Genomic DNA, 24466 nt, shown 5'->3' with positions numbered 1-24466 from the left:
GCGGGAGGGAGGGGCGGTGTGCGGCGTCGGGCGTGGCGATCCAGGCCTGCAGCGCGGCGACGCGCGCGTGCTTCGGCGCCAGGCCGACGAAGGTGGTGTAGGCGGCGAGCGCCTTGGCGTCGTTGCCGGCCTGCAGGTAGGCGTCGCCCAGGTTCAGGTAGGCGAGGGCGCGGCTGCCGTCCATGTCGATGGCCTGCTCGAACCAGCGCGCGGCCTCGACCGGCTTGCCGCGCTTGAAGTACACGAAGCCCAGGTTGTTGGCCGCGAGCGCAAAGCGCGGCTGCAGCTTCAGCGCCTCGGTGAAGGCGGCTTCAGCCTCGTCGTAGCGGCGCTCGCGGTACAGCTGCAGGCCGCGGTCGTTGGCGCGCTGGGCGGCCACGCGCGGCGTGAGCGGCGCGGCGGCCGGCATGGTCAGCTTGGTGTCGGCGCCTTCAAGGTTCTTCACCACCACCTCGACGGCGGCCGGGCCGGCCTTGGCCGCCTTGGCCGTCTTGGGTACGGCCGCCGCATGCACGGCCTGCTCGTTGGCCTGGTCGATGCGCTTGTTGACCTGGCTGGCGGCGGCGTCGAGCTGCAGGCTGTCGCCGCTGAGGCCTTCGCGCTCGACGGGCAGCGCGAACACGAACTCGCCGCCCTCCGAGCCCGGCAGGCTGCCGAAGGCCGGCGTCTGCCGCGCGATGGCCGAGACCGCCGGCGCCACGTAGGCCGCGAGCTCGGTGCCGGTGATGACGTTGTCGCCGTTCAGGTCGGCCTTGCCCGACAGCGCCTGCAGCATCGTCCAGGTGAAGACCGAGTGGCCGCCGGGGCCGTCGTCGGCCACCTGCTGGTCGGCGCCGCCGGCGGTGAGCATCTGGCGGCCGATGCGGCGCGCGTTGTCGGTCAGGAAATTCCTGTTGCCCTGCGACGCGCCGCCGCGCGTGAGGCCCAGGCCCGAGTAGCAGGCGTCCACGAGAAACAGCACGTGCTTGGCCGACAGCGCCTCGGCCACCTCTTGCAGCTGCGGCATCGAGATGGCGTCGGACGGCAGGTTGTCCAGCGTGGCGTCGACCGGCACGATGTAGCCGACGTCGCGCCCGCTCGCGAGCTTGCGGGTGCTGCCATGGCCGGCAAAGAACACCAGCACGCGGTCGTCGCGCTTCACGCGCTTGCCGTCGGTCAGTTTTTCATTCAGCGCGCGCAGGATGTTGGCACGCGTGGCCTGGTCGTCGTACAGCGCCGTGATGTTCTCGGGCTTGAAGCCGAAGCGCGTGACGAGCAGCTGCTCCATCGCCTTGGCGTCGGGCACCGCGTGGTGCAGGCCGGGCCATTTGGCGTACTTGTCGATGCCGATCACCAGCGCGTGGCTCTCGCGGTAGAGCGTGTCGCCCGAGGTGGCGGCCACGCCGTCGTCGGGCGCCACCTTTTTCGATGCGCTGACGACGAACTTGCCGTCGCGCCAGGTGGCGAAGCGGTAGCCGTCGGCCACCAGCTGGTCGAGCACCGTGGGCAGCGCCTGCACGGTGCGGCCCTGGATGTCGTGGAACAGGATGACGCCGCGCTTGGCCTTGTCGACCTCGGCCAGCACGCGGTCGGCGATCGACTTGGGCACGGGGTCGGCCCAGTCCATGGAGTCGACGGTCCACATCATCGAGCGCAGCTTGAGCGCCTCGACCGTGCTCAGCTTGGCCTCGTTGCGCGCGCCGTAGGGAAAGCGAAACAGGGTGGACTGCAGCCGGCCGGTGGCGTCGAGCAGCGCTTCGGTCTCGCTGGCTTCGACGCGCACCGCGTCGTCCGTCATCTTGGCCATCATGCCGTGGCTGAAGCTGTGGTTGGCGAGCACGTGGCCGGCGGCCAGCACGCGCTTGGCCGCCGCGCCGGTGGCGCTGAGCTGGGCCTTGCCCTGCGCGTCGAGCTTGCCCAGGTTGCGCCCGAGCTGGAAGAAGATGGCGGGCGCGTCGTAGCGCTTCAATATCTCCAGGATCTCGTCGGTGTGCCTGGCGTGCGGGCCGTCGTCGAAGGTCAGCACGACGGTCTTGGCGGGCAGCGAGGTGCCGAAGATCTCGCGTGCGTCCGCGCTGTCCTTTTCCTTGGCGCCGCCCGGGGGCTGCGTGTAGGGGACGATGGCGCCGAAGTCTTTCAGTATCTGCTCGCGCGAGTACAGGCCCTGCAGCTTGGCCACGTAGTCGGCCCACTTTTCGCGCTTGGGCTCGATGCCGCGCTGCGCGAAGCGGCCGAACACGTCTTTCAGCTCGCGGTCGTAGGCCTGCTCGATCTCGGCGAGCACGGCCAGGTCTTCGCTGGCGCGGCGGCCGAGCTTGAGCCCGGACAGCGACTGCGCCTGGCTGTAGCGCGTGCTCAGCTCGGACAGGAACTCCTTGAACGCCAGCCGGTCGGCGTCGAACCAGCTGGGCTCGCTCTCGATGCGGTCGAGCAGCGCGTTCAGGCCCGCCACGGCGGCAGGGTCTGTCATGTCCGCGGCCTGTGCGATCAGCGCCTGCTGGCGCTCTTGCATCTCGTGGAACAGCTGCTGCCCGACGGCGCTGACAGCGCGCTTCTCGGCCGCCTCGAGCGCACGCTCGCCGGTCATCAGCACGATCATCTGGCGGTGCGCGGCGAGCAGGGCGTCGGCGCGTGCCTGCAGCGCGGCCGGGATGCCGACCGGTGGCGCGACCACCGGCGGCGCAGCGGCAGCGGGTGCCGAGGCGGCCGATGCGGGCACCTCGACCGCCGGGGCGGTGGCTGGGGCCGCCGGCTCAGGTTGACAGGCGGCGAGCCCGGCGGCCAACGCCGCGATGGCCACGCCATGGATTGCGGTCTGCCATCGCGCACGCTTCATGGGTTCGGGTCTGCTCGCTTGTCTGTCTGCTGGTTACTTGGCGGTGGACTTCGGCTGGGCGTCGTCCACCTTCACGGTGAACTTGCCGGCCAGGATGTCGGCCTGCTTCGCCTTCACCTTGGCCACGACGTCGGCCGGCACCTTCTTCTCGAAGGTGCCCAGCGGCGCGAGCTCGGAGCCCTTGTGCTTCATGTGCGAGTACACGCCGTAGTCTTCGGCGGCGAACTTGCCTTCCTTCACCAGCTTGATCGCGCGGTCGGCCGAGGGCTCGAAGTTCCACAGCGCCGAGGCCACCACCGTGTCGGGGTACTGGGCCTGCGTGTCGATCACGTTGCCGATGGCGAGCTTGCCCTTTTCCTTGGCCGCGTCCGACACGCCGAAGCGCTCGGCGTACATGATGTCGGCGCCCTTGTCGATCATCGCGAAGGCCGCTTCCTTGGCCTTCGGCGGGTCGAACCAGCTGTTGATGAAGCTCACGCTGAACTCCACCTTCGGATTCGTTTCCTTCGCGCCCGCCATGAACGCGTTCATGAGCCGGTTCACCTCCGGAATCGGGAAGCCGCCGACCATGCCGATGCGGTTGCTCTTGGTCATCCCGCCCGCGACCATGCCGCTGAGGTAGGCCGGCTCCTGGATGTAGTTGTCGAACACCGAGAAATTGGGCGCCTGCGGCTTCAGCGACGAGCCCATGAGGAACGCCACCTTGGGGAAGTCTTTCGCGACCTTGCGCGCCGCTGCTTCCACCCCGAACACCTCGCCCAGGATCAGCTGGTTGCCGCCCGTGGCGTACTCGCGCATCACGCGCTCGTAGTCGGCGTTGCTCACGTTCTCGGTCGCCTTGTATTCGATCTCCCCACGCGCCTCGGCCGCCTTCAGCGCCTTGTGGATGCGGCCCACCCATTGCTGCTCGAATGGCACCGTGTACACGGCAGCCACCTTGAGCTTGGCCTGCGCGAGCGCAAGGCCCGGGGCGCCCGCCGCAAGCGCTGCGGCGACGGCGATGGAACGAACGATCAATTGACGGCGTGCTGTCACGGTCTTCTCCTCGATGAAATGAAAGAACCAGCCCTGCAATCCCCATGCCCACCCACCGAATCGAGCCGGCCGCTCGGGGCCGGCTCCCTTCCAGCAAACACCGAGGAACCGGCTCCGCCGGGCCTCAGGTGTTGCCCCCGGTAGGGGGGTGGCGAAGCGACACGAAGTGCGCGAAGCCTGGGGGCGAGCCTACTTAGTGCCGAAGATGCGGTCGCCGGCGTCGCCGAGGCCGGGCAGGATGTAGCCATGGCTGTCCAGTTCGCGGTCGATGGCGGCGGTGTAGATCGGCACGTCGGGGTGCGCGGTCTGCATCGTCTTCACGCCTTCGGGGCAGGTCAGCAGGCAGACGAACTTGATCGACTTGGGGTTGAGTTCCTTCAGCCGCTCGACCGCGGCCACGGCCGAGTTGCCGGTGGCGAGCATGGGGTCGACCACGATCACGTCGCGGTTCTCCATCTCGCCGGGCATCTTGAAGTAGTACTCGACGGCCGTGAGCGTCTTGGGGTCGCGGTACAGGCCGATGTGGCCGACGCGCGCGCCCGGCACCACCGTGAGCATGCCGTCCAGGATGCCCGTGCCGGCCCGCAGGATCGACACCAGCACCACCTTCTTGCCGTCGATGACCTTGGCCTGCATGGTCTCCAGCGGGGTCTCGACTTCGATGTCCTGCATCGGCATGTCGCGCGTGACCTCGTAGGCCATCAGCATGCTGATTTCGTTCAAGAGCCGGCGAAAGCTGTTGGTGGAGGCGTCCTTGCGGCGCATCAGCGTGAGCTTGTGCTGGACGAGGGGGTGGTCGACAAGGTGGACGTTGCTCATTGGAGTCTTCTTTTGGTGTGCCGTTGCGGAAAACAGGAGAGTCTAAAAGACTAGAAGACGGTGCCGTCGCTCTCGATCTGCAGCGGTGGCGCACCGTTTCGCAAGCGCTGTGCCAGCACCCGGCCCGCGGCCCAGGTGCCGCCTTCGAGCACGCAGGCCAGGGGCAGCTCTTCCTCGGTGCGGTCGAGCACCTTGCGCACGCGCGGGGCGATTTCGTCGAGCAGCGCCACGGTGAGGGCGCGCCATTCGACGATGAACTCGTCGCCGGCCTTCCAGCGGCGGGTGAGAAAGGCCGGCTCGCGCGGCACGATCACGCCGCTGTCGATCAGCAGGCCGCCGTTGCGGTATTCGGGCAGGGCCGTGAGCGCATCGAGATGCCGCACCTTCACGCCGGCCCATTCGAAAGGTTCGAGCAGGGAGTACGTGAGCCACTGCGACAGCTTGTGGAACGGCATCCAGCCGTTGGTGAGCCCGGGGCCAGCGACGGCGCTGTGGCGCCAGCAGTCGCCCAGCGCGAAGGCGGGGTCGCCGGAGCCGCCGACGTTGTCGCTGCCGTCGGCCGCCAGGCTGTCGATGGCGTTGGCCGAGGGCCAGATGTGCGACAGCGTGTCCAGCAGCAGCGACAGGATCTGGTGCGCCGTGATCTCGGCCGTGGGCGGCGAGGCGGCGCCCAGAGGGGCCACGAGCGCGTCGAATAGGCCGGCGGGCCGGCCGTCGTCGCCGAAGGTCTCGGGCTGCTCGCTCATGGCCTCGCCGAGCCGGCGCAGCAGCACGGCGCGCCCGGACAGGCCGACCAGCGGATTGACCTCGCTCACCTGGAAAGCGTCGCCCAGGCGCTCGGTCACGAGGCCGCGCAGGCCGGCCGCGTCGGCCTGCAGCGGGTGGTTCGGGTCGGACGAGAAGAGCCCGCTGGTGAACGCATGGAAGCACGCCACGCCCAGGCCTTCGGAGCGCGTGAAGCGCAGCCCGGTGGCCGGTTCGGTGTAGTGCCAGGTCGGGCCGGCGCCGGCGTCGAGCAGCACGCTCACCAGCGTGAGGTCGATGTGGGCGCGGGCGCGCTGGCGGGCGTCGAGGCCTTTGCCGAGCAGCGCGTCGAGCTGCAGGCGGCGGTCGACGCCGCCGGCCTCGAAGTGGCGCCAGCGGCTGTGGTACGGGATGGTGTCCCAGGGGTAGCGCTCGCGCGTGACCTCGGCCACGGTGCGCGCCGCGTCTTCGAGCGCGTCGTCGCTGCCGATGCGGAACCACTGCGACTCGCCGCGGCGCGCGCGTGCCAGCAGGGCGCCCGCGCGCTGGCGGATGGCGGTGGTGGTGCGCAGCAGGCTGGCGGCGCCGGCCGGGTGGCCGGTGTCGGGAGTGAATTCGATCGACGGGTCGACATTGCCCGCGCCGCCGGGGCGCAGGCTGCCGGAACCGTCGGCGGGCAGATCGATGTCGGTGCTTCGGCTCATTCGCTCAATCCCCGGCCCTTGGCCTTTTTCAGTTCCTCTGCGTCCGGCACCGGGCCGGGCGTGAAGTAGCCGGCCGCCATCTTGGCGTCCATCTCGACGCGGGCGTCGGCCGGGATCAGTTCGTCGGGAATGTTCACGCGCTCGCCGATCTCGATGCCCGAGCCGGTGATGGCGTCGAACTTCATGTTGCTCATCGAGACGAGGCGGTGGATCTTCTTGATGCCCAGCCAGTGGAAGACGTCGGGCATCAGCTCCTGGAAGCGCATGTCCTGCACGCCGGCCACGCACTCGGTGCGCGCGAAATACTGGTCGGCCGTGTCGCCGCCCACTTGCCGCTTGCGGGCGTTGTAGACCAGGAACTTGGTCACCTCGCCGAGCGCGCGGCCTTCCTTGCGCGAGTAGGCGATGAGCCCCACGCCGCCGCGCTGCGCGCCCTGGATGCACTCTTCGATGGCGTGCGTGAGGTAGGGGCGGCAGGTGCAGATGTCGGAGCCGAACACGTCGGAGCCGTTGCACTCGTCGTGGATGCGCGCGGTGAGCTCCACGTCGGGGTTGGCCAGGTCGCGCGGGTTGCCGAAGATGTAGAGCGTCTGCCCGCCGATGGGCGGCAAAAACACCTCGAGGTCGGAGCGCGTGACCAGCTCGGGGTACATGCCGCCGGTTTCCTCGAAGAGCGTGCGGCGCAGGTCGGTCTCGGAGCAGCCGAAGCGGCGCGCCACCTCGGGCAGGTACCACACGGGTTCGATGGCCGCCTTGGTCACCATCGCGGCGCCGCCCGTGGTGAGGAAGTGGCCGTCGGCCTTGAGGCGGCCGCTTTGCAGTGCCTCGATCACCTCGGGCAGGATCACGTGGGCCTTGGTGATCGCGATGGTCGGGCGGATGTCGTAGCCGGCCGCGAGTTCGGTGGAGAACACGTCGGCCACCAGCGCGCCCCAGGGGTCGAGCGAGACGATGCGCCCGGGCTCGCTCCACTGCGGATACGGGCCGATGACGTCGGTGGGTGCGGTGTTGGTGAGGTCGGCCTTGTGTTCGCGCTTCAGGGCGCCGGCCGCCACGGCGAGCGCGCGGTACACGCTGTACGAGCCGCTGTGCGTGCCGATCACGTTGCGGTGCGCGCGCTTGGTGGTCGTGCCGACCACGGGCCCGCGCTCGGTGGCGGTGGCCGCGCCCCAGTGGATGGGCAGGGCGCCGAAGCCGCCGGCATGCGAGGTCAGGCGGATGTGGCCGGTCGAGGACGAGGGGTGGAGCGGAGGGCTCTGCGCCGGGCTGGCACCGGTCGCGGTCGGCAAGGCGGAAGGGAGCGCGGTACTGTCTGCAGACATTTGAGGCCCTCAAAAAATGCAATGTACCGAGCACTTGTGCGGCTGGCAAGCGAGGGCCCGCGCGCTCCAGCCGCGCTGTTGCAGCGCGGGAGTTCAGGCGGGCGACGAGCGCAGGCCGTAGGTCTTGCCGTGCACGAACAGGTACTCGGCGCGCAGCACTGCGTCGCCTTTCTCGCCGGTGAAGGTGAAGCCGAGCACCGCCACCGGCGTGCCGGGCTTGATCTCCTCGACGCCCCAGGCCTGCAGCCGCGTGAGCGGGGCCAGCTCGATCTGCCATTTGCGGTCGCGCCGCGTCGGCAACTGCGCCTTGGCCAGCAGCGCCGCGCCGTCGACCGTGGCGCTTTGCTTGGGCAGGGGCCGCTGCTTCAGGTCGGGCGGCAGCGCGAGGTTCTCGGGCAGCTCGATCTCCAGCTCGCCGTGCGGATTGCGCCAGCTCACCTTGGTGGCGCGGCCTTCCAGATAGAGCGGGCGCTCCTGGTCAAAACTGCTCCAGCCGTGGTGGGCCCAGGCGGGCAGGGCCAGTGCGATCGAACCGGTCACGAACATGCGTCGATGCAGCATCGCGTTCTCCTTGGTCAGACATAGGCAATCCAGCGCCCGCAGATGATGACAGCGAGCCAAAACCCCAAAGACAGGAGGCATTGAAACCTGGCGAACCCGCTCTGCCCGCCGAGGTCGCCGCGCAGGTGGAACCAGGCGGCGTTGAGGCCGGCCAGCAGGATCAGCAGCAGCTTGACGCGAAAGGCCGTGTTGCTCAGCAACTCGCTTGGCTGGCTTGCGAACATGGTCAGGCCGGTCAGCGCGCACAGGCCGAAGCCCAGCAGGGCGGGGCGCAACGTGAGGCGCGCCAGCAGCGGCGCCGGCAGCTCGCGGGCCAGGCCCAGGGCGCGCAGCTCGAACACCAGCAGACCGCCGAACAGCAGCGCAATGCCCACGATGTGCGCCGCCTCCAGCGCCGGGTAGGCCCAGGGGTGCGAGACGAGTCCGGCCAGCATCGGGGCAGCTTAGCGCAAGCCCCGCCGTGGGGGCGCGGCACAATCCCTTGCAATCTTTTTTCACCAGGCTGTAACCGGCCGGCCCGATGGCACGAAACACCGTAGGCAGCAGGACGACACCGAGCGACGCGGAAGCGGCCTTGCGCCGCCTGTTCCTTCGCGGCCTCGATGGCGACGCCGGCGCCTACCGCGAGTTCCTGCAGAAACTGAGTGCGCACCTGCGCGCTTTTCTGGGCAAGCGCCTGTTCGGCTGGCCCGATGAAGTGGAAGACCTCGTCCAGGAATGCCTGCTCGCCATGCACAACCAGCGCCACACCTACCAGAGCGACCAGCCGCTGACGGCCTGGGTGCATGCCATTGCGCGCTACAAGATGATCGACCTGCTGCGCGCCAAGTCGGTCCGCGAGGACCTGCATGACCCGCTGGACGACGACCTGGCCGTGTTCGCGGCGTCGGCCACCGAGGCCAGCGACGCGAAGCGCGACCTCGGCGGCTTGCTGCAGACCCTGCCCGAACGCCAGCGCCTGCCGATCGTGCACGTGAAGATCGAAGGCCTCTCGGTGGCCGAGACGGCCAGCCTCACGGGCATGTCGGAGTCGGCGGTGAAGGTCGGCATCCACCGGGGCCTGAAGGCCCTGGCCGCGAAGTTCGGGGGAGGTGCCGCGCCATGAAGACCGACGACCTCGTGAACCTGCTGGCCGCCGGCGAGGTGGCGGTGCCGCGGCGCAGCGCCAGTGGGCGCATCGGGCTGGCGGTGCTGGCCGCGCTGCCGCTGTCCTTCGTGATCCTGTTCGGCGAGTACGGGCTGCGGCCCGACCTGGTGCAGGCGATGTTCTGGCCGATGTTCTGGGTCAAGGTGCTGTTTCCGCTGTGCATCGCGGCGGCGGCCTTCGTGACGGTGCAGCGGCTGGCCCGGCCCGGCGTGCGGGTGCGCCACGCGTGGTGGGGCGGGGTGCTGCCGGTGCTGGGGATCTGGGGGCTGGCGGCGTTCGTCTGGTTCTCGGTGCCGATCGAGGAGCGCATGCCCTTGCTGATGGGCCAGTCGTGGCGCATCTGCGCCCTGAGCATCGGCTTCATGGCGCTGCCGGTGTTCGCGGCCACCTTCGTGGCGCTGCGGGGGCTGGCGCCGACGCGGCCCGCGCTGGCCGGGGCCGCGGCCGGCGCGCTGGCCGGCGGCGTGGGCGCGTCGGTCTACGCGCTGCACTGCATGGAGCTGACCGCGCCGTTCCTCGCGGTCTGGTACGTGAGCGGGATCGCGGTGCCGGTGCTGCTGGGCGCGGTGCTGGGACCGCGCCTGCTGCGCTGGTAACGGCGCTGCTTCAGCGCTTCTTGCTGCCGAAGATCCCGCCCAGCACGCCGCGCAGGATCTCCTTGCCCACCGACGTGCCCATGGTGCGCACCGCCGACTTGGCCATGGTCTGCACGAGGCCGTCGCGCTTGCCGCCGCGCGGGCCGGTGCTGCCGAAGAGCATGTCGTTGAGCATGCCGCCCATGCCGGACGATTCTTCCGCGGCGGCCCCGCCCTTGGCGCCGGCAGCCGGCGCATCGGGGGCGCTCTCGGCGCGGCCCTTGAGCTTTTCGTAGGCCGATTCGCGGTCGACCGTCTTTTCGTACACGCCCGCCACCAGCGAGCCCGCGATCAGCGCCTTGCGCTGCTCGGGCGTGATTGGGCCGAGCTGGCTGCCCGGCGGCAGCACGTACACGCGCTCGGTGATGCTCGGGCGGCCCTTGGCGTCCAGGAAGCTCACCAGCGCCTCGCCCACGGCGAGTTCGGTGATGGCGGTCTCGATGTCCAGGCCGGGCTTCTGGCGCATGGTGCTGGCGGCGGCCTTCACGGCCTTCTGGTCGCGCGGCGTGAAGGCACGCAGCGCGTGCTGCACCCGGTTGCCCAGCTGGGCCAGCACCGAATCGGGAATGTCCAGCGGGTTTTGCGTGACGAAATACACGCCGACGCCCTTGGAGCGCACCAGCCGCACCACCAGTTCGATGCGTTCGACCAGCGCCTTGGGCGCCTCGTTGAACAGCAGGTGGGCCTCGTCGAAGAAGAAGGCCAGCTTCGGCTTCTCGGGGTCGCCGATTTCGGGCAGCTGCTCGAACAGTTCCGACAGCATCCACAGCAGGAAGGTGGCGTACAGGCGCGGCGAGTTCATGAGCTTGTCGGCCGCCAGGATGTTCACCACTCCCTTGCCGCCCACCGTCTGCATGAAGTCGGTGATGTTGAGCATCGGCTCGCCGAAGAACTTGTCGCCGCCCTGGGTCTCGATCTGCAGCAGGCCGCGCTGGATCGCGCCCACGCTGGCGGCGCTGATGTTGCCGTACTCGGTGGTGAACTGGCTCGCGTTCTCGCCCACGTACTGCAGCATGGCGCGCAGGTCTTTCAGGTCGAGCAGCAGCATGCCGCTGTCGTCGGCGATCTTGAACACCAGGTTCAGCACGCCGGCCTGGGTTTCGTTCACGTCGAGCATGCGGCCCAGCAGCAGCGGGCCCATGTCGGACACGGTGGCGCGCACCGGGTGGCCCTGTTCGCCGAACACGTCCCACAGCGTGACGGGGCAGGCGGCGGGCTCGGGCACGTCGATGCCGCGTTCCTTGAGCGTGGCGGCCAGTTTTTCGCCGACGCTGCCTTTCTGGCTGATGCCGGTCAGGTCGCCCTTGACGTCGGCCATGAACACCGGCACGCCGATGTTCGACAGTTGTTCGGCGATGGTCTGGAGCGAGACGGTCTTGCCGGTGCCGGTGGCGCCGGTGATCAGGCCATGGCGGTTGGCCAAGCCGGGCAGGAGGGTGCACTCGATGGTGTCGTGGCGTGCGATCAGAAGGGGGTCGGCCATGGGGCGCTCCGGGTCGTATCGAAGCGCGCAGTCTAATCAACCGCCACTCCTATAATTCACGACCCCGCACGGTCGTTCAGGAAAAAAGTTCAGGAGGTTTTTTTGTCATCGACTGCTCAGCCCCCCATTCCCGCCACTGGCGATGCATCCGAACAGTCGCCGATCGAAAAAGAGCTGGCCGTGTTGCTCGTGAACGCGCTCAATCTCGAGGTCGCACCTGAAGAGATCGTTCCCACCGACCCGCTGTACGGCGAAGGTCTGGGCCTCGACTCCATCGACATCCTCGAAGTCGCGCTCGAAGTTTCGCGCCGCTACGGTTTCCAGCTGCGCTCGGACGACGAGCGCAACCAGCAGATCTTCCAGTCGCTGCGTACGCTCGCGACCCACGTCGCCGAGCACCGCAGCGCCACCTGATCCATGTCCCGATGGCGACTCGTACTCCTGCTGCTGGTAGGGGTCACGTATGCCGGCCTCTCCCACTGGATGACGCTGTTCCACGCCACCGAGCCCTGGGCTGTGGTGGTGTTGCTCGGCCCGTTGTGGATCGCGGCCATGGGCTGCGCCGCCAGCTGGTTCGGCCGCTGGGGCCTGGCCATTGCAGCGGCGCTGGGCATCGGCGGCTTCTCGCTCGTCTTCCTCGGTGAGGCGGGCGACACGAACCGCCTCTACGTGCTGCAGCACATCGGCATCAACGGTGCCTTGTGCGGCTGGTTCGGCTCGACGCTGCGCGGCAAGGGCCTGCCGCTGATCACCCAGTTCGCGCAGCGCGTGCACCCGCTGAAGGGACACATGCTGTCTTACACGACGCACCTCACGCAGGTGTGGACGGTGTATTTCGCCGTGGTGGTGGTCTCGTCGATCGTGGTCTATCTGACGATGCCGTTCTCGGCATGGTCGCTGCTGGCCAACGTGCTGTCGCCGCTGAGCGTGGCGCTGCTTTTCGTGGGCGAGCACCTCGTGCGCTACCGCCTGCATCCCGAATTCGAACGCACGCGCCTCGTCGATGCGGTGCGCGCGTTCTACGGCACCTCGACGGTGGACAACGGCGCTGGCGGCCAATGAAACAGGCACAGCCCGCGTGACCTTCGACACCGCTTCTTCTTCCTTCCTGCCGCTGCTCGCGGACCGCAACCCCGACGCGCCCTTGGCTTGGCGCGCCGGCCAGCCGGTCAGCACGCGGCAGTTCCTGGCCGACGTCGCGCGCCTGGCGCCCGCACTGCCTGCCGAAGGTCCTGCCGTCAATCTGTGCCTCGACCGCTACGCCTTCGCCGTGAGTCTGGGCGCTGCGCTGGTGCGCGGCCACGCCAGCCTGCTGCCGCCCGATGCGCGGCCGGACACGCTGGCGCGCCTGACCGAAACCGGCGGCGCCCACCTGTTCGCGCTGACCGACGACGACAAGCTCGACACGCCCGGCATGCGGCGCCTGCAGGTCGAGGCCGTGCCCGGCCCGGCCGGCGATGCGCCGGTGCCCGCCATCGACGGCGGCCGGCATGCGGCCAGCCTGCTCACCTCGGGTTCCACCGGCGTGCCGCAGCCGCATGCCAAGGCCTGGCGCACGCTGGTCGGCGACGTCGACGTGGCGGTCGAGCGGCTGTGCCGCGTGCTGCAGCGGCCCACGCTCGAAGGGCTCACGCTGGTGGCGACCGTGCCGGTGCAGCACAGCTACGGCCTGGAGTCGTCGGTGCTGCTCGCGATGCTCGGCGGCGCCGCGTTTGAAACCGGGCGGCCGTTCTTTCCGGCCGACGTGGCGAAGGCGCTGGCTTCGGTGCCGCGTCCGCGCGCGCTGGTGACCACGCCGTTCCACCTGAAGACGCTGCTGCTGTCGGGCATCGAACTGCCGCCGGTCGACCTGATCCTGTCGGCCACCGCGCCGCTGTCGCCGCAGCTGGCCGCGCAGGCCGAGCAGGCGCTGGGCGGTGTGCTGCTCGAAATCTACGGCAGCACCGAATCGGGCCAGGTGGCCACGCGTCGCACGACCGAGAGCGAGATCTGGGAAACCTTCGGCGAAATCCGCGTACACGCGGAACCGGGGGAGGGCGACGGCCCCGAGCGCTTCATCTTCAGCGGCGATTTCATTCCCGAGCCGACGCCGATGGCCGACGTGCTCGAGCTGCTCGATGCACGGCGCTTTCGCCTGTTCGGCCGTGCCAACGACCTGATCCACGTCGCCGGCCGGCGCAGTTCGCTCGCCCACCTGAACTACCACCTCAACAGCATCGCCGGTGTCGAGGACGGTGCCTTCTGGCTGCCCGACGAGGTGGCCGACGGCGTGGTGCGGCCGGTGGCGTTCGTGGTCGCGCCCACGCTGACGGCGGCGGACATCATTGCTGCACTGCGGCAACGCCTGGAGCCGGTGTTCGTGCCGCGCCGCGTGGTGCAGGTCAAGGCCTTTCCGCGCGAAGGCACGGGCAAGCTCACGGTGCGGGCGCTGCGCGAATTTGCGCTGGCGCAGCTGGCCGACGACCAGACGCCGGTGCAGATGGCGCACACGGTGCCGATCGACCATCCGGCCTTTGCCGGCCATTTCCCCGGACAGCCGCTGGTGCCCGGCGCATTGCTGCTGGCGGAGGTCATGGAGGTCGTGCGGCGTGTGCCAGCGCTGTCGGCACGGCTCGGCGCGAGCCCGACGCTGGCGGCCGCCAAGTTCCTGGCGCCCGTGCGGCCCGGCAGCACGCTGTCCATCGAACTGCATCCCGAGGCCGGAACCGGCCGCGGCGTGCGTTTCGACGTGCGCTGTGACGGCGTGGCGGCTGTCACCGGCCGCTGGACGGCTGTGCCAGAGTCGGCGGGATGAAGCACACCGACGCCGAAACGCGCGCCGTGGACGAAGCGGCGCGGCAGACTGCCCGCCCGGCGGCCCAGCAGGGCGACTGGGCGCGCGCGCCCGAGCGCAGCAACATGCTGGCGCTGCGCTTCATCTGCCTGATGGCGCTGGTGTGCGGACGGCACGTCACGCGGCTGCTGCTGCCGCCGATCAGCCTGTACTTCCTGCTGTTCGCGCCGGCGCCGCGCCGCTACATCAAGCGCTACCTGTTCCGGGCCATCGGCCCGCGCGCGGGCTGGGTCGACGGCTACCGCCTGCTGCACGCGTTTTCCTCCACCGTGCTCGACCGCGTGTACTTCTTGCGCGGGCGCATGGACCTGTTCAAGCTGAAGATCGAAGGCAACGCCCCGATCGAGGCCGAGGCGGCTGAAGGGCGGGGCGCTTTCCTGCTCGGCGCCCACATCGGCAGCTTCGAGGTGCTCGGCGCCTGCAAGCAGCAGAAGCACCAGAACCGCATGCGGCTGGCGATGCTGATGTACCCCGACAACGCGCAGCGCATCACCGCCATCCTGAACGCCATCGCGCTGCCCGAGATGCGGCCCCATGTGATCGCGCTCGGCCGGCCGCATTCGATGCTCGCGCTGCGCGACTGGCTCGACGGCGGCGGCCTCGGCGGCATGCTGGCCGACCGCACGCTGCCGGGCAGCGAGGAGCAGCCGGCGAACCAGCGCGGCAACAACATCGTGCTGCCTTTCCTGGGCCAGCCGGCCGTCTTCAACGACGGCCCGTTCCGGCTTGCGGCGCTGCTGCGCCGCAAGGTGTTCTTCATGGCCGGCATGTACGGCGGCGGTGCCCGCTACGATGTCCGGTTCGACCCGCTGGCCGACTTCGGCACGCCGTTCGCCGATGCCGCGGAGCGTGAACGCCGCATCCGAAGTGCGGTCGAAGCCTATGTGGCCCGCCTGGAGGCGCTGTGCCGCGCCTACCCGTACAACTGGTTCAACTTTCATGATTTCTGGCTCGAAGATGCGGCTTGATCGGCTTTGCAGGGTGGTGGTGCTGGCGGTGGCTTTCTGTGCCGCGCCGGCCTGGGCGGCGTTCGACCTGCCCGAACTGATGGGCCTGCTGGCCCGGCAGAAGAGCGGCGAGGCGCGCTTCACCGAGCAGCGCTTCGTGCACGGCCTCGAAGGCCCGCTCGACGCGAGCGGCACGCTGAGCTTCGAGGCGCCCGACAAGCTGGTGCGCCGCACGCTGTCGCCGCGCATCGAGACCATGTCCGTCGACGGCAACACGCTGACCCTGTCGCGCGGCAACCGCAACCGCACGCTGGCGCTGGACAGCATGCCCGAGCTGCTGGGCCTGGTCGAAGCCATGCGCGGCACGCTGAGCGGAGACGGCGCCACGCTGCAGCGCTACTTCAAGAGCACCGTGACCGGCGCCGCCGGCAAGTGGACGCTCGACCTCACGCCCAACGACAGCCGGCTGGCCGCGCAGGTGCGCAGCATGCGCATCACCGGCCGCAACAGCGAGGTGCTGGGGCTGGAGATGGAGTTCGTGGGCGGTGACCGTTCGGTCATGCACATTTCGCCCAACGCGCCGGCGTCGGCGGTGCCGGCCGGCGCCCCCGGGCGCGCGACGCCGTGAGCCTGGCGCAGGCGGGCGGGCCGCCGGGGTGGTCGCGCCGCATCGTCGTCCTGCTGGCGTGGCTCTTGGTCGTGGCCCTCGGCGCGGTCGTCATCGCGCGCACCCAGATCGGCGCCGACCTGTCGGCTTTTCTTCCCAAGAGCCCGGACCTGCGCCAGCGCGTGCTGATCGAGCAGCTGCAAAGCGGCGTCGCCTCGCGCACGCTGATGCTGGGCTTCGAGGGCGGCAGCGTCACGCAGCGCGCTGAGGTCTCGCGCGCCGTCGGCAAGGCGATGCGCGACAGCCAGCTCTTCGACCTGGTGCAGAACGGCGACGTGAGCGACTGGAGCGAGGCCGGCACCTGGGTGTTCCAGCACCGCTACCAGCTCTCGTCCGGCGTGATGCCGGGGCAGTTCACCGCCGAAGGGCTGCGCGAAGCCATCGTCGACACGCTGTCGATGCTCGGCACGCCGGCCGGGAATGCGATCAAGCCCTTGCTCGACAGCGATCCGACGGGCGAGACCCAACGCATCGCGATGGAGCTGGTGCCGGCCAGCGCACCGCGCAGCGAGGCCGGCGTCTGGATGTCGCGCGAGGCGCCGCGTGCGCTCATGATCGCCACCACGCGCGCGGCCGGCGGCGACCTCGACGCGCAGGCCGTCGCCATCGCCCGCGTGCAGGCTGCCTACGAATCCGCCGCGCGTGGCATGGGCGAGGCCGCGCCGAAGCTGCTGTTGAGCGGGCCGCCCGTGTTCTCGGTGATGAGCCGCGAAAAGATCAAGACCGAAGCCATCCACCTCGCGGTGGTGGGCGGCATCGTGATGAGCGTGCTGCTGCTGCTGGCCTTTGCCTCGCCGCGCGCGCTGGTCATCGCCTTCCTGCCGGTGGCCACGGGCGTGGTGGTCGGCACCGCGTCGGTCAGCCTCGTGTTCGGCTCGGTGCACGGGCTCACGCTGGGCTTCGGCAGCACGCTGATCGGCGAGACGGTCGACTACGCCATCTACTACCTGATCCAGGCGCGTGGCGCGGCCGTGGCCGGCACCGGCTGGCAGCGCTGGCGCGAGGTGCACTGGCCCACCGTGCGGCTGGGCCTGCTGACCTCCGTGTGCGGCTTTGCGGCGCTGGTGTTCTCGGGCTTTCCAGGGCTGGCGCAGCTGGGCGTGTTCTCGATCGCCGGGCTGGTGTCGGCCGCGCTCGCCACGCGCTACGTGCTGCCCGTGCTGGCACCCGATGGTGCGACCGGCATGGGCATGCGCCGGCACATGGCGCGCCTGGCCGGCCTGCTGGTGCGCGGCCTGCCGCGCCTGCGCTGGCCGCTGGCGGCGCTCGGCGTGGCGGCGCTCGCGCTGGTGCTGTGGCAGGGCGGCCACTTGTGGCGCGCCGACCTGAGCGCGATGAGCCCCGTGCCGCGCTCGGCCCAACAGCTCGACGAGATGCTGCGCAAGGACATCGGCGCCAGCGACGGCGGCGTGCTCGTGGTGGCCTTCGGCGACGACGAACAGGCCGCACTGCGCCACACCGAGGCCGCGGCTGCGCGCCTCGACGCCCTGGTCGACAAGGGCGAGCTCAGCGGCTACGAAGCCGTGACCCGCGTGCTGCCCAGCGTGGCCGCGCAAACGGCGCGCCAGGCCAGCCTGCCCGACGCCGACACGCTGCGTGCCAACCTGGCCGAGGCGACCAAGGGCCTGCCGCTGCCGGCATCGCGCCTCGGACCCTTCGTGGCCGACGTGGAGGCTGCGCGCAAGCAAGCGCCCGTGCAGCGCGCCGACCTCATGGGCGGCCCGCTGGACTCGGTGGTCAACACGCTGATGTACGAGCGACCGGGTGGTGGCTGGTCCACGCTGGTCGTGCTGCATCCCGGCCCCGGCTTCGAACAGGCGCGCCTCGAGGAGGCGCTGGCCGGTCTGCCCGAAGTGCAGGTGGTGGACGTCGGCCGCGAGCTCGGCGGCCTCTACCAGCGCTACCTGCACGAGGCCTTCGTGCAGGTGCTGCTGGGCGCGCTGGCGGTGGTGGTGCTGCTGGGCGTGTACCTGCGCTCGTGGCGCCGCCTGCTGGCCGTGTGCCAGCCGCTGCTGTTCGCGGTGGTGCTCACGCTGGGCGGCATGGCGCTGGCGCAGGCGGCACTCGGCATCCTGCACCTCGTGGGGCTGTTGCTGATCGTCGCCGTGGGATCGAACTACGCGCTCTTCTTCGACCAGCTGCGCACGACCGGTCGCGCCGACGAAGACACGCTGGCCTCGCTGATGCTGGCCAACCTCACGACGGTGGTGTCGTTCGGGCTGATCGCGATCTCGGACATCCCGGCGCTGTCGTCCATCGGCCGCGTGGTCGCGCCGGGTGCCTTGCTGGCGCTGCTGCTGTCGGCCGCGTTCGCGCGCAACGTGGCGCCCGGGAAGGGCCCGAGCCCGCAGCGGTCGCGCTGATGGGAAAATCCGGACCCACCATGTCGCCGCCTTCCGCCCCTGTCGCCGCTACCGAATCCTGGCCCTGGCCGCCGGCCATGCGCGCCAGCGCGGCCGTGCATGTGGCGGCCCTCGGCGCGGGCGTGCTGGTGCCCGGCGCATGGCCCTGGGCGCTCGGCGCGGTGGTGCTGAACCATGCGCTGATCACCGGCGCAGGGCTCACGCCGCGCAGCAACCTGCTCGGCCCGAACGTCACGCGCCTGCCGGAGGCGGCCGGTGCGCGTCGCGAGGTGGCGATCACCATCGACGACGGGCCCGAGCCCGAGGTCACGCCCCGCGTGCTCGACCTGCTGGACGCCCACGGCCAGCGCGCCACCTTCTTCTGTATCGCCGAGCGCGTGCTGGCGCATCCTGCGCTGGCGCGCGAGATCGTCGCGCGCGGCCACAGCATCCAGAACCACACGGCGCGGCATCGGCACAACTTCTCCTTCCTCGGCCCGCGCGGCTTCGCGGCGGAGATCGCGCGCGCGCAGGACATCCTGACCGACGTGACCGGCCAGCGCCCGACCTGTTTCCGCGCGCCCGCCGGCCTGCGCAACCCTTTCCTCGAACCCGTGCTGCACCGCCTCGGCCTCTCGCTCGTGAGCTGGACGCGGCGCGGTTTCGACACCCGCGAAGGCGACGCCGCCAAGGTGATGGCGCGCCTCGCCCGCTACCTGCAGGCGCGCGACATCCTGCTGCTGCACGACGGCAATGCCGCGCGCACCGCGGCGGGGCAACCCGTCTTGCTGGAAGTCCTGCCCTTGTTGCTCCAACGCCTGCGCACCGATGGATTGCGCGCCGTGACCCTGCCTGAAGGATTGAAGACCGCATGAGCGCCGTGATGCCATCGACGATGACCACCGACCAAGCCTGGCGCGAGCTGCACGAAGCCGCGACCGTGCCCTACAAGAAGGGCGGCACCTTCGCCTGGCAGTTCGCGCGCGGCAAGCTCGGGCGCGACCCGGTGTTCCGCGGCCTGCTCGAACGCGGGCTGATCGACGCGCAGCACCGGCGCGTGGTCGACATCGGCTGCGGACAGGGCCTCTTCGTGAGCCTGCTGGCGTCGATGAGCACGATGCAGCAACAGGGACGTTGGCCGGCCTCCTGGGCCGCCACGCCCGCTGCCGCGGACTACACGGGCATCGAGCTGATGCCGAAGGACGTGGCGCGCGCCGAGGCGTCGGTCGGCCACTTGCAGCCGACGCCGCGCCTGGTGTGCGCCGACATGTGCTCGGCCGCCTTGCCCGACTGCGATCTGGTCGTGATCCTCGACGTGCTGCACTACGTGGACCTTGCGGCGCAGGAGGGCGTGCTGACCCGCGTGCGCGACGCGCTGCGCCGTGGCGGCAACCCGAAGGCGCGCCTGCTGCTGCGCGTGGGCGATGCGTCGAGCACGCGCGGTTTCGCGATCAGCCAGTGGGTCGATCGCACCGTGACGCGCATCCGCGGCCACAAGGTCTCGCCGACCTGGGGCCGCCCGCTGACCGAGTGGATCGCCGTGCTGCAGCGCCTGGGTTTCCGCGTGCAGAGCCTGCCGATGAGCGAAGGCACGCCCTTTGCCAACGTGCTGCTGGTCGCCGACCTGGAGACTGCCGCTTGACGGCACCGCAGACGCTCGACCGCGCGGGCATCGCCGCGCGCATTCCGCACAGCGGCAGCATGTGCCTGCTGGAGCGCCTCGAAGGCTGGGACGGCGAATCGATCCATTGCAGCACCACGACGCACAGCCAGGCGGACAACCCGCTGCGCACCGAGAGCGGCCTGCTTGCACCCAACGCCATCGAGTACGCGGCGCAGGCCATGGCGCTGCACGGCGGCCTGCTGGCCGCCGAGGGCAGCACGCCGTCGGCCGGCTTCCTGGCCAGCGCGCGCAACGTGAAGCTGGCGGTGGCGCGGCTGGACGACATCGCCGGGGCGTTGCAGGTGCGGGCGAAGCGCCTGTCCGGCGACGACCGGCAGGTCTTGTATGAATTCACGGTGGCGGCCGACGACGGCCGCCTGCTGGCCGAAGGCCGGGCCGTGGTGGTCTTGAACACGCCGCTGGCGGACATGGGAAGCACACCGTCATGAGTTTCGAAGGAAAACGCACACTGATCACCGGCGCCAGCGGCGCGCTCGGCGCGGCCATGGCGGAGCGTTTTGCACGCGACGGCGCCACCGTGCTGCTGCATGCGAACTCGCGGCCCGAGGCCATCGAGCAACTGGCCGCGTCGATCACCGCCGCCGGCGGCAAGGCGGAATGCCATGTGTTCGACCTGCGCAGCGACGAGGCCTGCGCGGCCGGCTGCGCACGCATCCTCGAAGGCGGTGCGGTGCAGATCCTCGTCAACAACGCAGGCGTGCACGACGACGCCGTGCTGCCCGGCATGCGCGCCGAGCAATGGCACAAGGTGATCGACGTGTCGCTGAACGGCTTCTTCCGCGTGACCCAGCCGCTGCTGCTGCCGATGATGCGCACCCGTTGGGGGCGTGTGCTGAACATCTCGTCCGTCGCCGCCATCGCGGGGAACAAGGGGCAGGTGAACTACGCCGCGGCCAAGGGCGCGCTGAACAGCGCGACCAAAGCGCTGTCGCTCGAAGTGGCGTCGCGCGGCGTGACTGTGAATGCGATCGCACCGGGGATCATCGCCTCGCCGATGGCCGATGCAGTGTTCGATCCCGCGCTCATCAATCAGATGGTGCCCGTGAAGCGCGCCGGAACGCCGCAGGAAGTGGCGGCGCTGGCGGCGTTCCTGGCAAGCGATGAAGCCGCGTACATCACGGGTCAGGTGATCTCGATCAACGGCGGAATGATCTGAGGCCCGGCTGCTTCGTTCTTCCTTGCGAAGGACAGTGCATCCGTTTCACCCCGAAGCCCGGCAGGCGGTGCGGTGTGGGCGGCCCCTCTGTGCCGCCGAGGAGCGCAGCGTTTCGCGGATCAGGGCTCGCAGCTGTTTGAGCGCAACGCAGTGGAGCGAGTTCTGCGAGACCCCGCGAAACGCGAGCACCGCAGGGGAGCCGCGAAGCGGCCGGCATAGTGGGGCCGACCACGCCGTGCCGCCTGTCGGGCGCCCCCGCAAAGCTCAAAGAGGCAGCGTATCGAACGCAGCGTAGGCAGTAGCCAGCCAAGACTTCACGCGCTGCCGTTCCAGCAACCCAAGCGCATGCGGCCCTTCGCGGTCGTTCACGGCCTTCCAGAAGCTCGTGTTCTGCGCATCGATCTTGCGCATGCTGGCCTCGTGCAGGCGCGGCAAGGCAATCACGCGCGCGCCATTCGCATTGGCCTTCGACAGCGACTGCGACGCCAGCAGCATCCCGAAGTCGCTGCCGCGCCCGTAGTTCTGCACCACGATGTAGTTGGGCCGATTGCCGAAGGTGTCGATCAGCGTGCCGAGCAGGTCGGTGGAGTCCTTGCCGTCGTCCAGCACGTGCCAGAAGTTGACGGTGACGTCGATCTCTTCGACCACGTCGAACAGGTCGGATTCCTTGATCCAGCGCGACAGCGGCGCCAGCGTCTGCGCCGCGAGGTCGACGATCACGCTCTGCTTCGGGTTGGTCTCGAAGCCGTTCACCACTGTGTCCAGGCCTTCGAAGCTGTCGACCACCACGGGCGAGGCAAAGCCCTCGTAGAAGCGCGTGAAGGAGCTGTGCGAACGGTCGGTGTCGAAGCCGGTGAAAGGCCGGCTGCGATCGATGAAGTACTGGGCCAGCACGCGGGCCGTGACCGATTTGCCGACACCGCCTTTTTCGCCGCCGATGAAGTTGATGGAGCTCATGAGTGGTTGCTGCCTCGAATGGGTTGAGGGGTGGAGGAGGGCGGATTCATTCTAGGGGTCGCCTGTCGCACCACTGTGGCTAGTGACCCCGCTTGCTCATGCCCTGCAGCAAGGGATGTGCCTGCAGGCGCTGCTGCAGCCGTTTCTTCCACGGGGCTGGCAGTGCCGACGCGTCGATCATCGCGGGCCACTGGTCGCGCGCGAGACGGGCCGTGTCGGCGACCACGCGTCGCATGCGCGGCTCGTGCAAGCCCGCCGAGAAACAGAATGCGCGCACATTGGCCGGCGTGAACATCGCGGTGCGACGGGCCGCGGCGGCGCCAACCGGGGCTGGCAGCAGCGGCAACGCATGGCCCTCGACGCCCTGCAGCGCCGCATAAGCCACGATGTCGTAGGCCGGCGCCAGGCGCGGCGCGATGCCGTCGGGGTACAGCACGCCGAAGTTCTTCAGGTGGGCATCCGGGTTGCCCAGCAGGTCGTTGACCACGAGCCGGCGCACCAGTTCGAGCACGGCATCCTCGCCCAGCGACGGAAAGGCGCGCATCGCCAGCGCCATGTCGAGGTAGCTTCCGCTGTACTTGTGCATCGGGTCGACCGCGAGCACCTGGGCGAAATCTTCGAAATGGATGCGGCGCGCACCGTCGCGGTCGAAGCGCGTGACGGCCAGGAACTCGGGCTCGTCCGGCAGCGCATAGCTGTGCTCCGCCGCAATGGCCGACAGCGGCGCGAGTTCGGCGTGACACACCTCGATACCCGCCACCCCGGCCATCTGCAGCGAAAGCATCTCGAGTTGCGGCATGTGCGGTCGGCCGGCCACCGGCAGCTTGGCGATCACGCGCGTGCTGGCGCCGGCGCGCACGCGCGCCACGTAGCGCCCGCCCTGGCGGCGCAGACCGAGCTTGGGTTGCACGCCCGAGACCGAGATGCCCTGCGGCATCGGCAACTCGACCACCGACATCTCGAGCGCGTCCTGGTCCTGCGTGATGAGCCGCTGCAGCGTGCCGCGGTCCACCGACACCGGGCGCGCGGCCACGGCGCCGGGGAGGTCGCCGCCGCAGGCTGCCAGCAATTCGAAATGGTCGTTCTCGCGGCAACCGCGCAACTGCGCGATGTGGCTGCGCAGCACGCCCTCGGGCAGCAGGTTCTGGAAGAAGCCGGGCAACTGGCCGCCCTGGGCGTTGAACAGCGGGTTCTTCACGTCGCTCCACAGCGCGGCCTGGGCCGCCGGCTCGCTCGCGACCATCGACAGCGAAAGCACGCCGGGCATCGGGTTGGCGATCAGCTCGGGCTCCGCCACGAAACGGCACAGGTCGGCGTACTGGAACAGCTTGCCCAGGCGGTGCGCGCCGAGTGAAATCTCGAGGATCTTGACGTTCATGGCGGTGAGCGGCGGCCCCGCACGTAGGGTGGCGCGGCAGGCGCTTCGGCCAGCGCACGACCGACGCGCGTGGCGACCGGGCGGTAGCCGGGATCGACGGCCGTGCCTTCGCCGAAGCCCTTGGGCGCGAGTTGCAGCTCGAGCCCCAGCGCATCGACCAGCGCGAGCAGCGACGACAGCTGCGGATTGCCCTTCAGGCTCAGGGCATTGCGCACCGAGCGCTCGGTGAGCCCCGAACGCAAGGCGATCTCGGCGTTCGTGAGGCCGGTGGCCCCGCGACGCGCCGTGAGGGCGGTGATGAGTTCCTGCTTGTCCACGGAAAGATATTACCGCAAATTCCTATTTGGGAAACATATTTCCGATGCAAAGAACCTACTTGGGTATCAGCGTGAAGAGCGGCATGACCACGCCCATCACCCAGTTCTGGCCGAAATCGAGGGCCGCGCGGCGGTATTTCTCGTCGGCCTGCGCGGCCAGCAGGTCGAGCCGTGCCACCACCTTCGACAGCTCGCGGTCGGCCACGAGGTTGCGCCCGCGCTCGCTGATCTCGGTGGCCAGCAGCAGTGGCTGGCCGTCGGGGCCGGTCTTGGAAGAAATGAGCCAGAGCGAAATTTCGAAGTTGCGCGCCGTGCGGTAGCTGTTCTCGGCGTCGACCCCGTCGATCATGGTCTGGTCCCAGGTGTTGCCGTTGGCCTGCTTGAGCATCGAGGCCCACCCGACGACCAGCGCCGCCACGCGGTCGCCCTGGTAGGCCTGCGGGCCGGTTTCGAAGGCCAGGCGGATGGCGTCGATGCCGGTGGCGCCGCGCAGCTCGGGCAACGGCGTGCCCTGCAGGACCGCGTCCCAGGTGCGCTGCGTGGCTTCTTCCATGCTGGCGGCCGACTTGCGCCATTCGCGCGGGTTGCGCCGGTACAAGGTGGTCTGCACGCGGCGCACCGATTGCAGGTTGTCGCGCAGCGACAGGTTGGCGATGCGGTTGGTGCCCGATTGCAGCCATTCCTGGTTGCCGTAGGGCTCGGCGCGCTCGGTGGAACGGAAGGAGGAACAGCCCGTCAGCGCCAGCGGCGCGAGCAGGGCAGCCGCGGTGCCTGCCAGCAGGCAGGTGCGTCGCGCCGCGAGGGGAGAAGCCAGGGAATCGCTCATGCCCTGACGTTATCATCCACGGCTGGGGCGGCGGCCCGCTTCAAGCTGCGGGCCCGTGCAATTTTCCTTACAAATCAATACCTTGGCGCTACGC

24 protein-coding genes are annotated in these 24466 nt (G+C 69.7%); 12 read left to right on the top strand and 12 right to left on the bottom strand.

What is annotated here, in order from left to right; translation table 11 throughout:
* The 7 genes from AC3WQR_RS19795 to AC3WQR_RS19765 all read right to left on the bottom strand — a co-directional run.
* Positions 1-2815, bottom strand: a 2815-nt coding sequence (locus AC3WQR_RS19795) for a polysaccharide deacetylase family protein (protein WP_492743224.1), incomplete at its 3' end; no start/stop codon positions are given.
* Positions 2816-2848: 33 nt separating this feature from the next.
* Complete coding sequence (locus tag AC3WQR_RS19790; RefSeq protein WP_056582550.1) at positions 2849-3850, bottom strand: BMP family protein; 1002 nt, start codon at positions 3848-3850, stop codon at positions 2849-2851.
* Positions 3851-4039: 189 nt separating this feature from the next.
* Entirely contained in the window at positions 4040-4669 is a 630-nt protein-coding gene (gene upp, locus AC3WQR_RS19785; protein ID WP_062477764.1) for a uracil phosphoribosyltransferase, read from the bottom strand.
* Between the two features lie 50 nt (positions 4670-4719).
* The gene (locus tag AC3WQR_RS19780; protein ID WP_492743223.1) at positions 4720-6117 is read right to left on the bottom strand and encodes a URC4/urg3 family protein; all 1398 of its coding nucleotides are present in this window, start codon (positions 6115-6117) and stop codon (positions 4720-4722) included.
* Complete coding sequence (locus AC3WQR_RS19775) at positions 6114-7439, bottom strand: GTP cyclohydrolase II (protein ID WP_062477758.1); 1326 nt, start codon at positions 7437-7439, stop codon at positions 6114-6116. Before AC3WQR_RS19775 ends, AC3WQR_RS19780 begins: the two co-directional genes overlap by 4 nt.
* A 93-nt stretch (positions 7440-7532) precedes the next feature.
* Entirely contained in the window at positions 7533-8000 is a 468-nt protein-coding gene (locus tag AC3WQR_RS19770) for a DUF6152 family protein (RefSeq protein ID WP_070060744.1), read from the bottom strand.
* Positions 8001-8014: 14 nt separating this feature from the next.
* The gene (locus tag AC3WQR_RS19765) at positions 8015-8434 is read right to left on the bottom strand and encodes a hypothetical protein (protein WP_492743222.1); all 420 of its coding nucleotides are present in this window, start codon (positions 8432-8434) and stop codon (positions 8015-8017) included.
* Positions 8435-8520: 86 nt separating this feature from the next.
* Between AC3WQR_RS19765 and AC3WQR_RS19760 the strand changes: the two genes are divergently transcribed.
* Entirely contained in the window at positions 8521-9105 is a 585-nt protein-coding gene (locus AC3WQR_RS19760) for a sigma-70 family RNA polymerase sigma factor (protein ID WP_062477750.1), read from the top strand.
* A complete protein-coding gene (locus AC3WQR_RS19755) occupies positions 9102-9743 on the top strand; it encodes an NrsF family protein (protein WP_492743221.1) in 642 nt (213 codons plus the stop codon). Before AC3WQR_RS19760 ends, AC3WQR_RS19755 begins: the two co-directional genes overlap by 4 nt.
* A gap of 10 nt (positions 9744-9753) precedes the next feature.
* On the opposite strand, the gene AC3WQR_RS19750 is transcribed toward AC3WQR_RS19755, so the two are convergent.
* A complete protein-coding gene (locus AC3WQR_RS19750; protein WP_307693558.1) occupies positions 9754-11265 on the bottom strand; it encodes a helicase HerA-like C-terminal domain-containing protein in 1512 nt (503 codons plus the stop codon).
* A gap of 102 nt (positions 11266-11367) precedes the next feature.
* Between AC3WQR_RS19750 and AC3WQR_RS19745 the strand changes: the two genes are divergently transcribed.
* Genes AC3WQR_RS19745 through fabG form a run of 10 tightly spaced genes read left to right on the top strand, consistent with a single transcriptional unit; the run spans position 11368 to position 20894 of the window.
* A complete protein-coding gene (locus tag AC3WQR_RS19745) occupies positions 11368-11679 on the top strand; it encodes a phosphopantetheine-binding protein (RefSeq protein WP_062482694.1) in 312 nt (103 codons plus the stop codon).
* Positions 11680-11682: 3 nt separating this feature from the next.
* Positions 11683-12327, top strand: a complete 645-nt coding sequence (locus AC3WQR_RS19740; RefSeq protein ID WP_070060740.1) for a COG4648 family protein — start codon at positions 11683-11685, stop codon at positions 12325-12327.
* A gap of 16 nt (positions 12328-12343) precedes the next feature.
* Positions 12344-14059 (top strand): AMP-binding protein, encoded by a 1716-nt coding sequence (locus tag AC3WQR_RS19735; RefSeq protein WP_492743220.1) that lies wholly within the window; start codon positions 12344-12346, stop codon positions 14057-14059.
* Complete coding sequence (locus tag AC3WQR_RS19730) at positions 14056-15066, top strand: lysophospholipid acyltransferase family protein (RefSeq protein WP_062482685.1); 1011 nt, start codon at positions 14056-14058, stop codon at positions 15064-15066. The genes AC3WQR_RS19735 and AC3WQR_RS19730 overlap by 4 nt, the downstream gene beginning before the upstream one ends.
* Complete coding sequence (locus AC3WQR_RS19725) at positions 15038-15673, top strand: LolA-related protein (RefSeq protein ID WP_492743219.1); 636 nt, start codon at positions 15038-15040, stop codon at positions 15671-15673. The genes AC3WQR_RS19730 and AC3WQR_RS19725 overlap by 29 nt, the downstream gene beginning before the upstream one ends.
* Positions 15670-18075 carry an MMPL family transporter gene (locus AC3WQR_RS19720; protein WP_492743218.1) on the top strand — a complete coding sequence of 802 codons (2406 nt, stop codon included), beginning with the start codon at positions 15670-15672 and terminating at the stop codon, positions 18073-18075. The genes AC3WQR_RS19725 and AC3WQR_RS19720 overlap by 4 nt, the downstream gene beginning before the upstream one ends.
* 20 nt (positions 18076-18095) lie before the next feature.
* The gene (locus AC3WQR_RS19715; protein ID WP_492743217.1) at positions 18096-18929 is read left to right on the top strand and encodes a polysaccharide deacetylase family protein; all 834 of its coding nucleotides are present in this window, start codon (positions 18096-18098) and stop codon (positions 18927-18929) included.
* On the top strand, positions 18926-19696 hold the full coding sequence (locus AC3WQR_RS19710) for a class I SAM-dependent methyltransferase (RefSeq protein ID WP_492743216.1): 771 nt from the start codon (positions 18926-18928) through the stop codon (positions 19694-19696). The genes AC3WQR_RS19715 and AC3WQR_RS19710 overlap by 4 nt, the downstream gene beginning before the upstream one ends.
* The gene (locus AC3WQR_RS19705; RefSeq protein WP_492743215.1) at positions 19693-20166 is read left to right on the top strand and encodes a hotdog family protein; all 474 of its coding nucleotides are present in this window, start codon (positions 19693-19695) and stop codon (positions 20164-20166) included. The genes AC3WQR_RS19710 and AC3WQR_RS19705 overlap by 4 nt, the downstream gene beginning before the upstream one ends.
* Positions 20163-20894, top strand: a complete 732-nt coding sequence (gene fabG, locus AC3WQR_RS19700) for a 3-oxoacyl-ACP reductase FabG (RefSeq protein ID WP_159271769.1) — start codon at positions 20163-20165, stop codon at positions 20892-20894. Before AC3WQR_RS19705 ends, fabG begins: the two co-directional genes overlap by 4 nt.
* Before the next feature lie 264 nt (positions 20895-21158).
* Here fabG and AC3WQR_RS19695 read toward each other — a convergent pair whose 3' ends face one another.
* The 4 genes from AC3WQR_RS19695 to AC3WQR_RS19680 all read right to left on the bottom strand — a co-directional run bounded on the left by AC3WQR_RS19695 (position 21159) and on the right by AC3WQR_RS19680 (position 24372).
* A complete protein-coding gene (locus AC3WQR_RS19695) occupies positions 21159-21851 on the bottom strand; it encodes a P-loop NTPase family protein (protein WP_492743214.1) in 693 nt (230 codons plus the stop codon).
* A gap of 79 nt (positions 21852-21930) precedes the next feature.
* Positions 21931-23229: a type II toxin-antitoxin system HipA family toxin gene (locus tag AC3WQR_RS19690; protein WP_492743213.1), complete on the bottom strand. Its 1299-nt coding sequence runs from the start codon at positions 23227-23229 to the stop codon at positions 21931-21933.
* A complete protein-coding gene (locus AC3WQR_RS19685; protein ID WP_070060699.1) occupies positions 23226-23546 on the bottom strand; it encodes a helix-turn-helix domain-containing protein in 321 nt (106 codons plus the stop codon). The genes AC3WQR_RS19690 and AC3WQR_RS19685 overlap by 4 nt, the downstream gene beginning before the upstream one ends.
* 55 nt (positions 23547-23601) lie before the next feature.
* Positions 23602-24372: a hypothetical protein gene (locus AC3WQR_RS19680; RefSeq protein WP_159276935.1), complete on the bottom strand. Its 771-nt coding sequence runs from the start codon at positions 24370-24372 to the stop codon at positions 23602-23604.
* Between the last annotated feature and the right edge of the window lie 94 nt (positions 24373-24466).

The organism is Variovorax sp. FW305-3-2-15-B-LB1 (assembly GCF_058787635.1).
The sequence above is the reverse complement of the archived record's forward strand: the minus strand, read 5'-3'. Positions and strand labels throughout refer to the sequence as shown.

Bases quoted from the DNA above. Each gene is read 5' to 3' on its own strand.
- upp (WP_062477764.1), bottom strand. From the start codon at position 4,669: ATGAGCAACGTCCACCTTGTCGACCACCCCCTCGTCCAGCACAAGCTC.
- AC3WQR_RS19780 (WP_492743223.1), bottom strand. From the start codon at position 6,117: ATGAGCCGAAGCACCGACATCGATCTGCCCGCCGACGGTTCCGGCAGC.
- AC3WQR_RS19775 (WP_062477758.1), bottom strand. From the start codon at position 7,439: ATGTCTGCAGACAGTACCGCGCTCCCTTCCGCCTTGCCGACCGCGACC.
- AC3WQR_RS19770 (WP_070060744.1), bottom strand. From the start codon at position 8,000: ATGCTGCATCGACGCATGTTCGTGACCGGTTCGATCGCACTGGCCCTG.
- AC3WQR_RS19765 (WP_492743222.1), bottom strand. From the start codon at position 8,434: ATGCTGGCCGGACTCGTCTCGCACCCCTGGGCCTACCCGGCGCTGGAG.
- AC3WQR_RS19760 (WP_062477750.1), top strand. From the start codon at position 8,521: ATGGCACGAAACACCGTAGGCAGCAGGACGACACCGAGCGACGCGGAA.
- AC3WQR_RS19755 (WP_492743221.1), top strand. From the start codon at position 9,102: ATGAAGACCGACGACCTCGTGAACCTGCTGGCCGCCGGCGAGGTGGCG.
- AC3WQR_RS19750 (WP_307693558.1), bottom strand. From the start codon at position 11,265: ATGGCCGACCCCCTTCTGATCGCACGCCACGACACCATCGAGTGCACC.
- AC3WQR_RS19740 (WP_070060740.1), top strand. From the start codon at position 11,683: ATGTCCCGATGGCGACTCGTACTCCTGCTGCTGGTAGGGGTCACGTAT.
- AC3WQR_RS19730 (WP_062482685.1), top strand. From the start codon at position 14,056: ATGAAGCACACCGACGCCGAAACGCGCGCCGTGGACGAAGCGGCGCGG.
- AC3WQR_RS19725 (WP_492743219.1), top strand. From the start codon at position 15,038: ATGATTTCTGGCTCGAAGATGCGGCTTGATCGGCTTTGCAGGGTGGTG.
- AC3WQR_RS19715 (WP_492743217.1), top strand. From the start codon at position 18,096: ATGTCGCCGCCTTCCGCCCCTGTCGCCGCTACCGAATCCTGGCCCTGG.
- AC3WQR_RS19710 (WP_492743216.1), top strand. From the start codon at position 18,926: ATGAGCGCCGTGATGCCATCGACGATGACCACCGACCAAGCCTGGCGC.
- fabG (WP_159271769.1), top strand. From the start codon at position 20,163: ATGAGTTTCGAAGGAAAACGCACACTGATCACCGGCGCCAGCGGCGCG.
- AC3WQR_RS19695 (WP_492743214.1), bottom strand. From the start codon at position 21,851: ATGAGCTCCATCAACTTCATCGGCGGCGAAAAAGGCGGTGTCGGCAAA.
- AC3WQR_RS19690 (WP_492743213.1), bottom strand. From the start codon at position 23,229: ATGAACGTCAAGATCCTCGAGATTTCACTCGGCGCGCACCGCCTGGGC.
- AC3WQR_RS19680 (WP_159276935.1), bottom strand. From the start codon at position 24,372: ATGAGCGATTCCCTGGCTTCTCCCCTCGCGGCGCGACGCACCTGCCTG.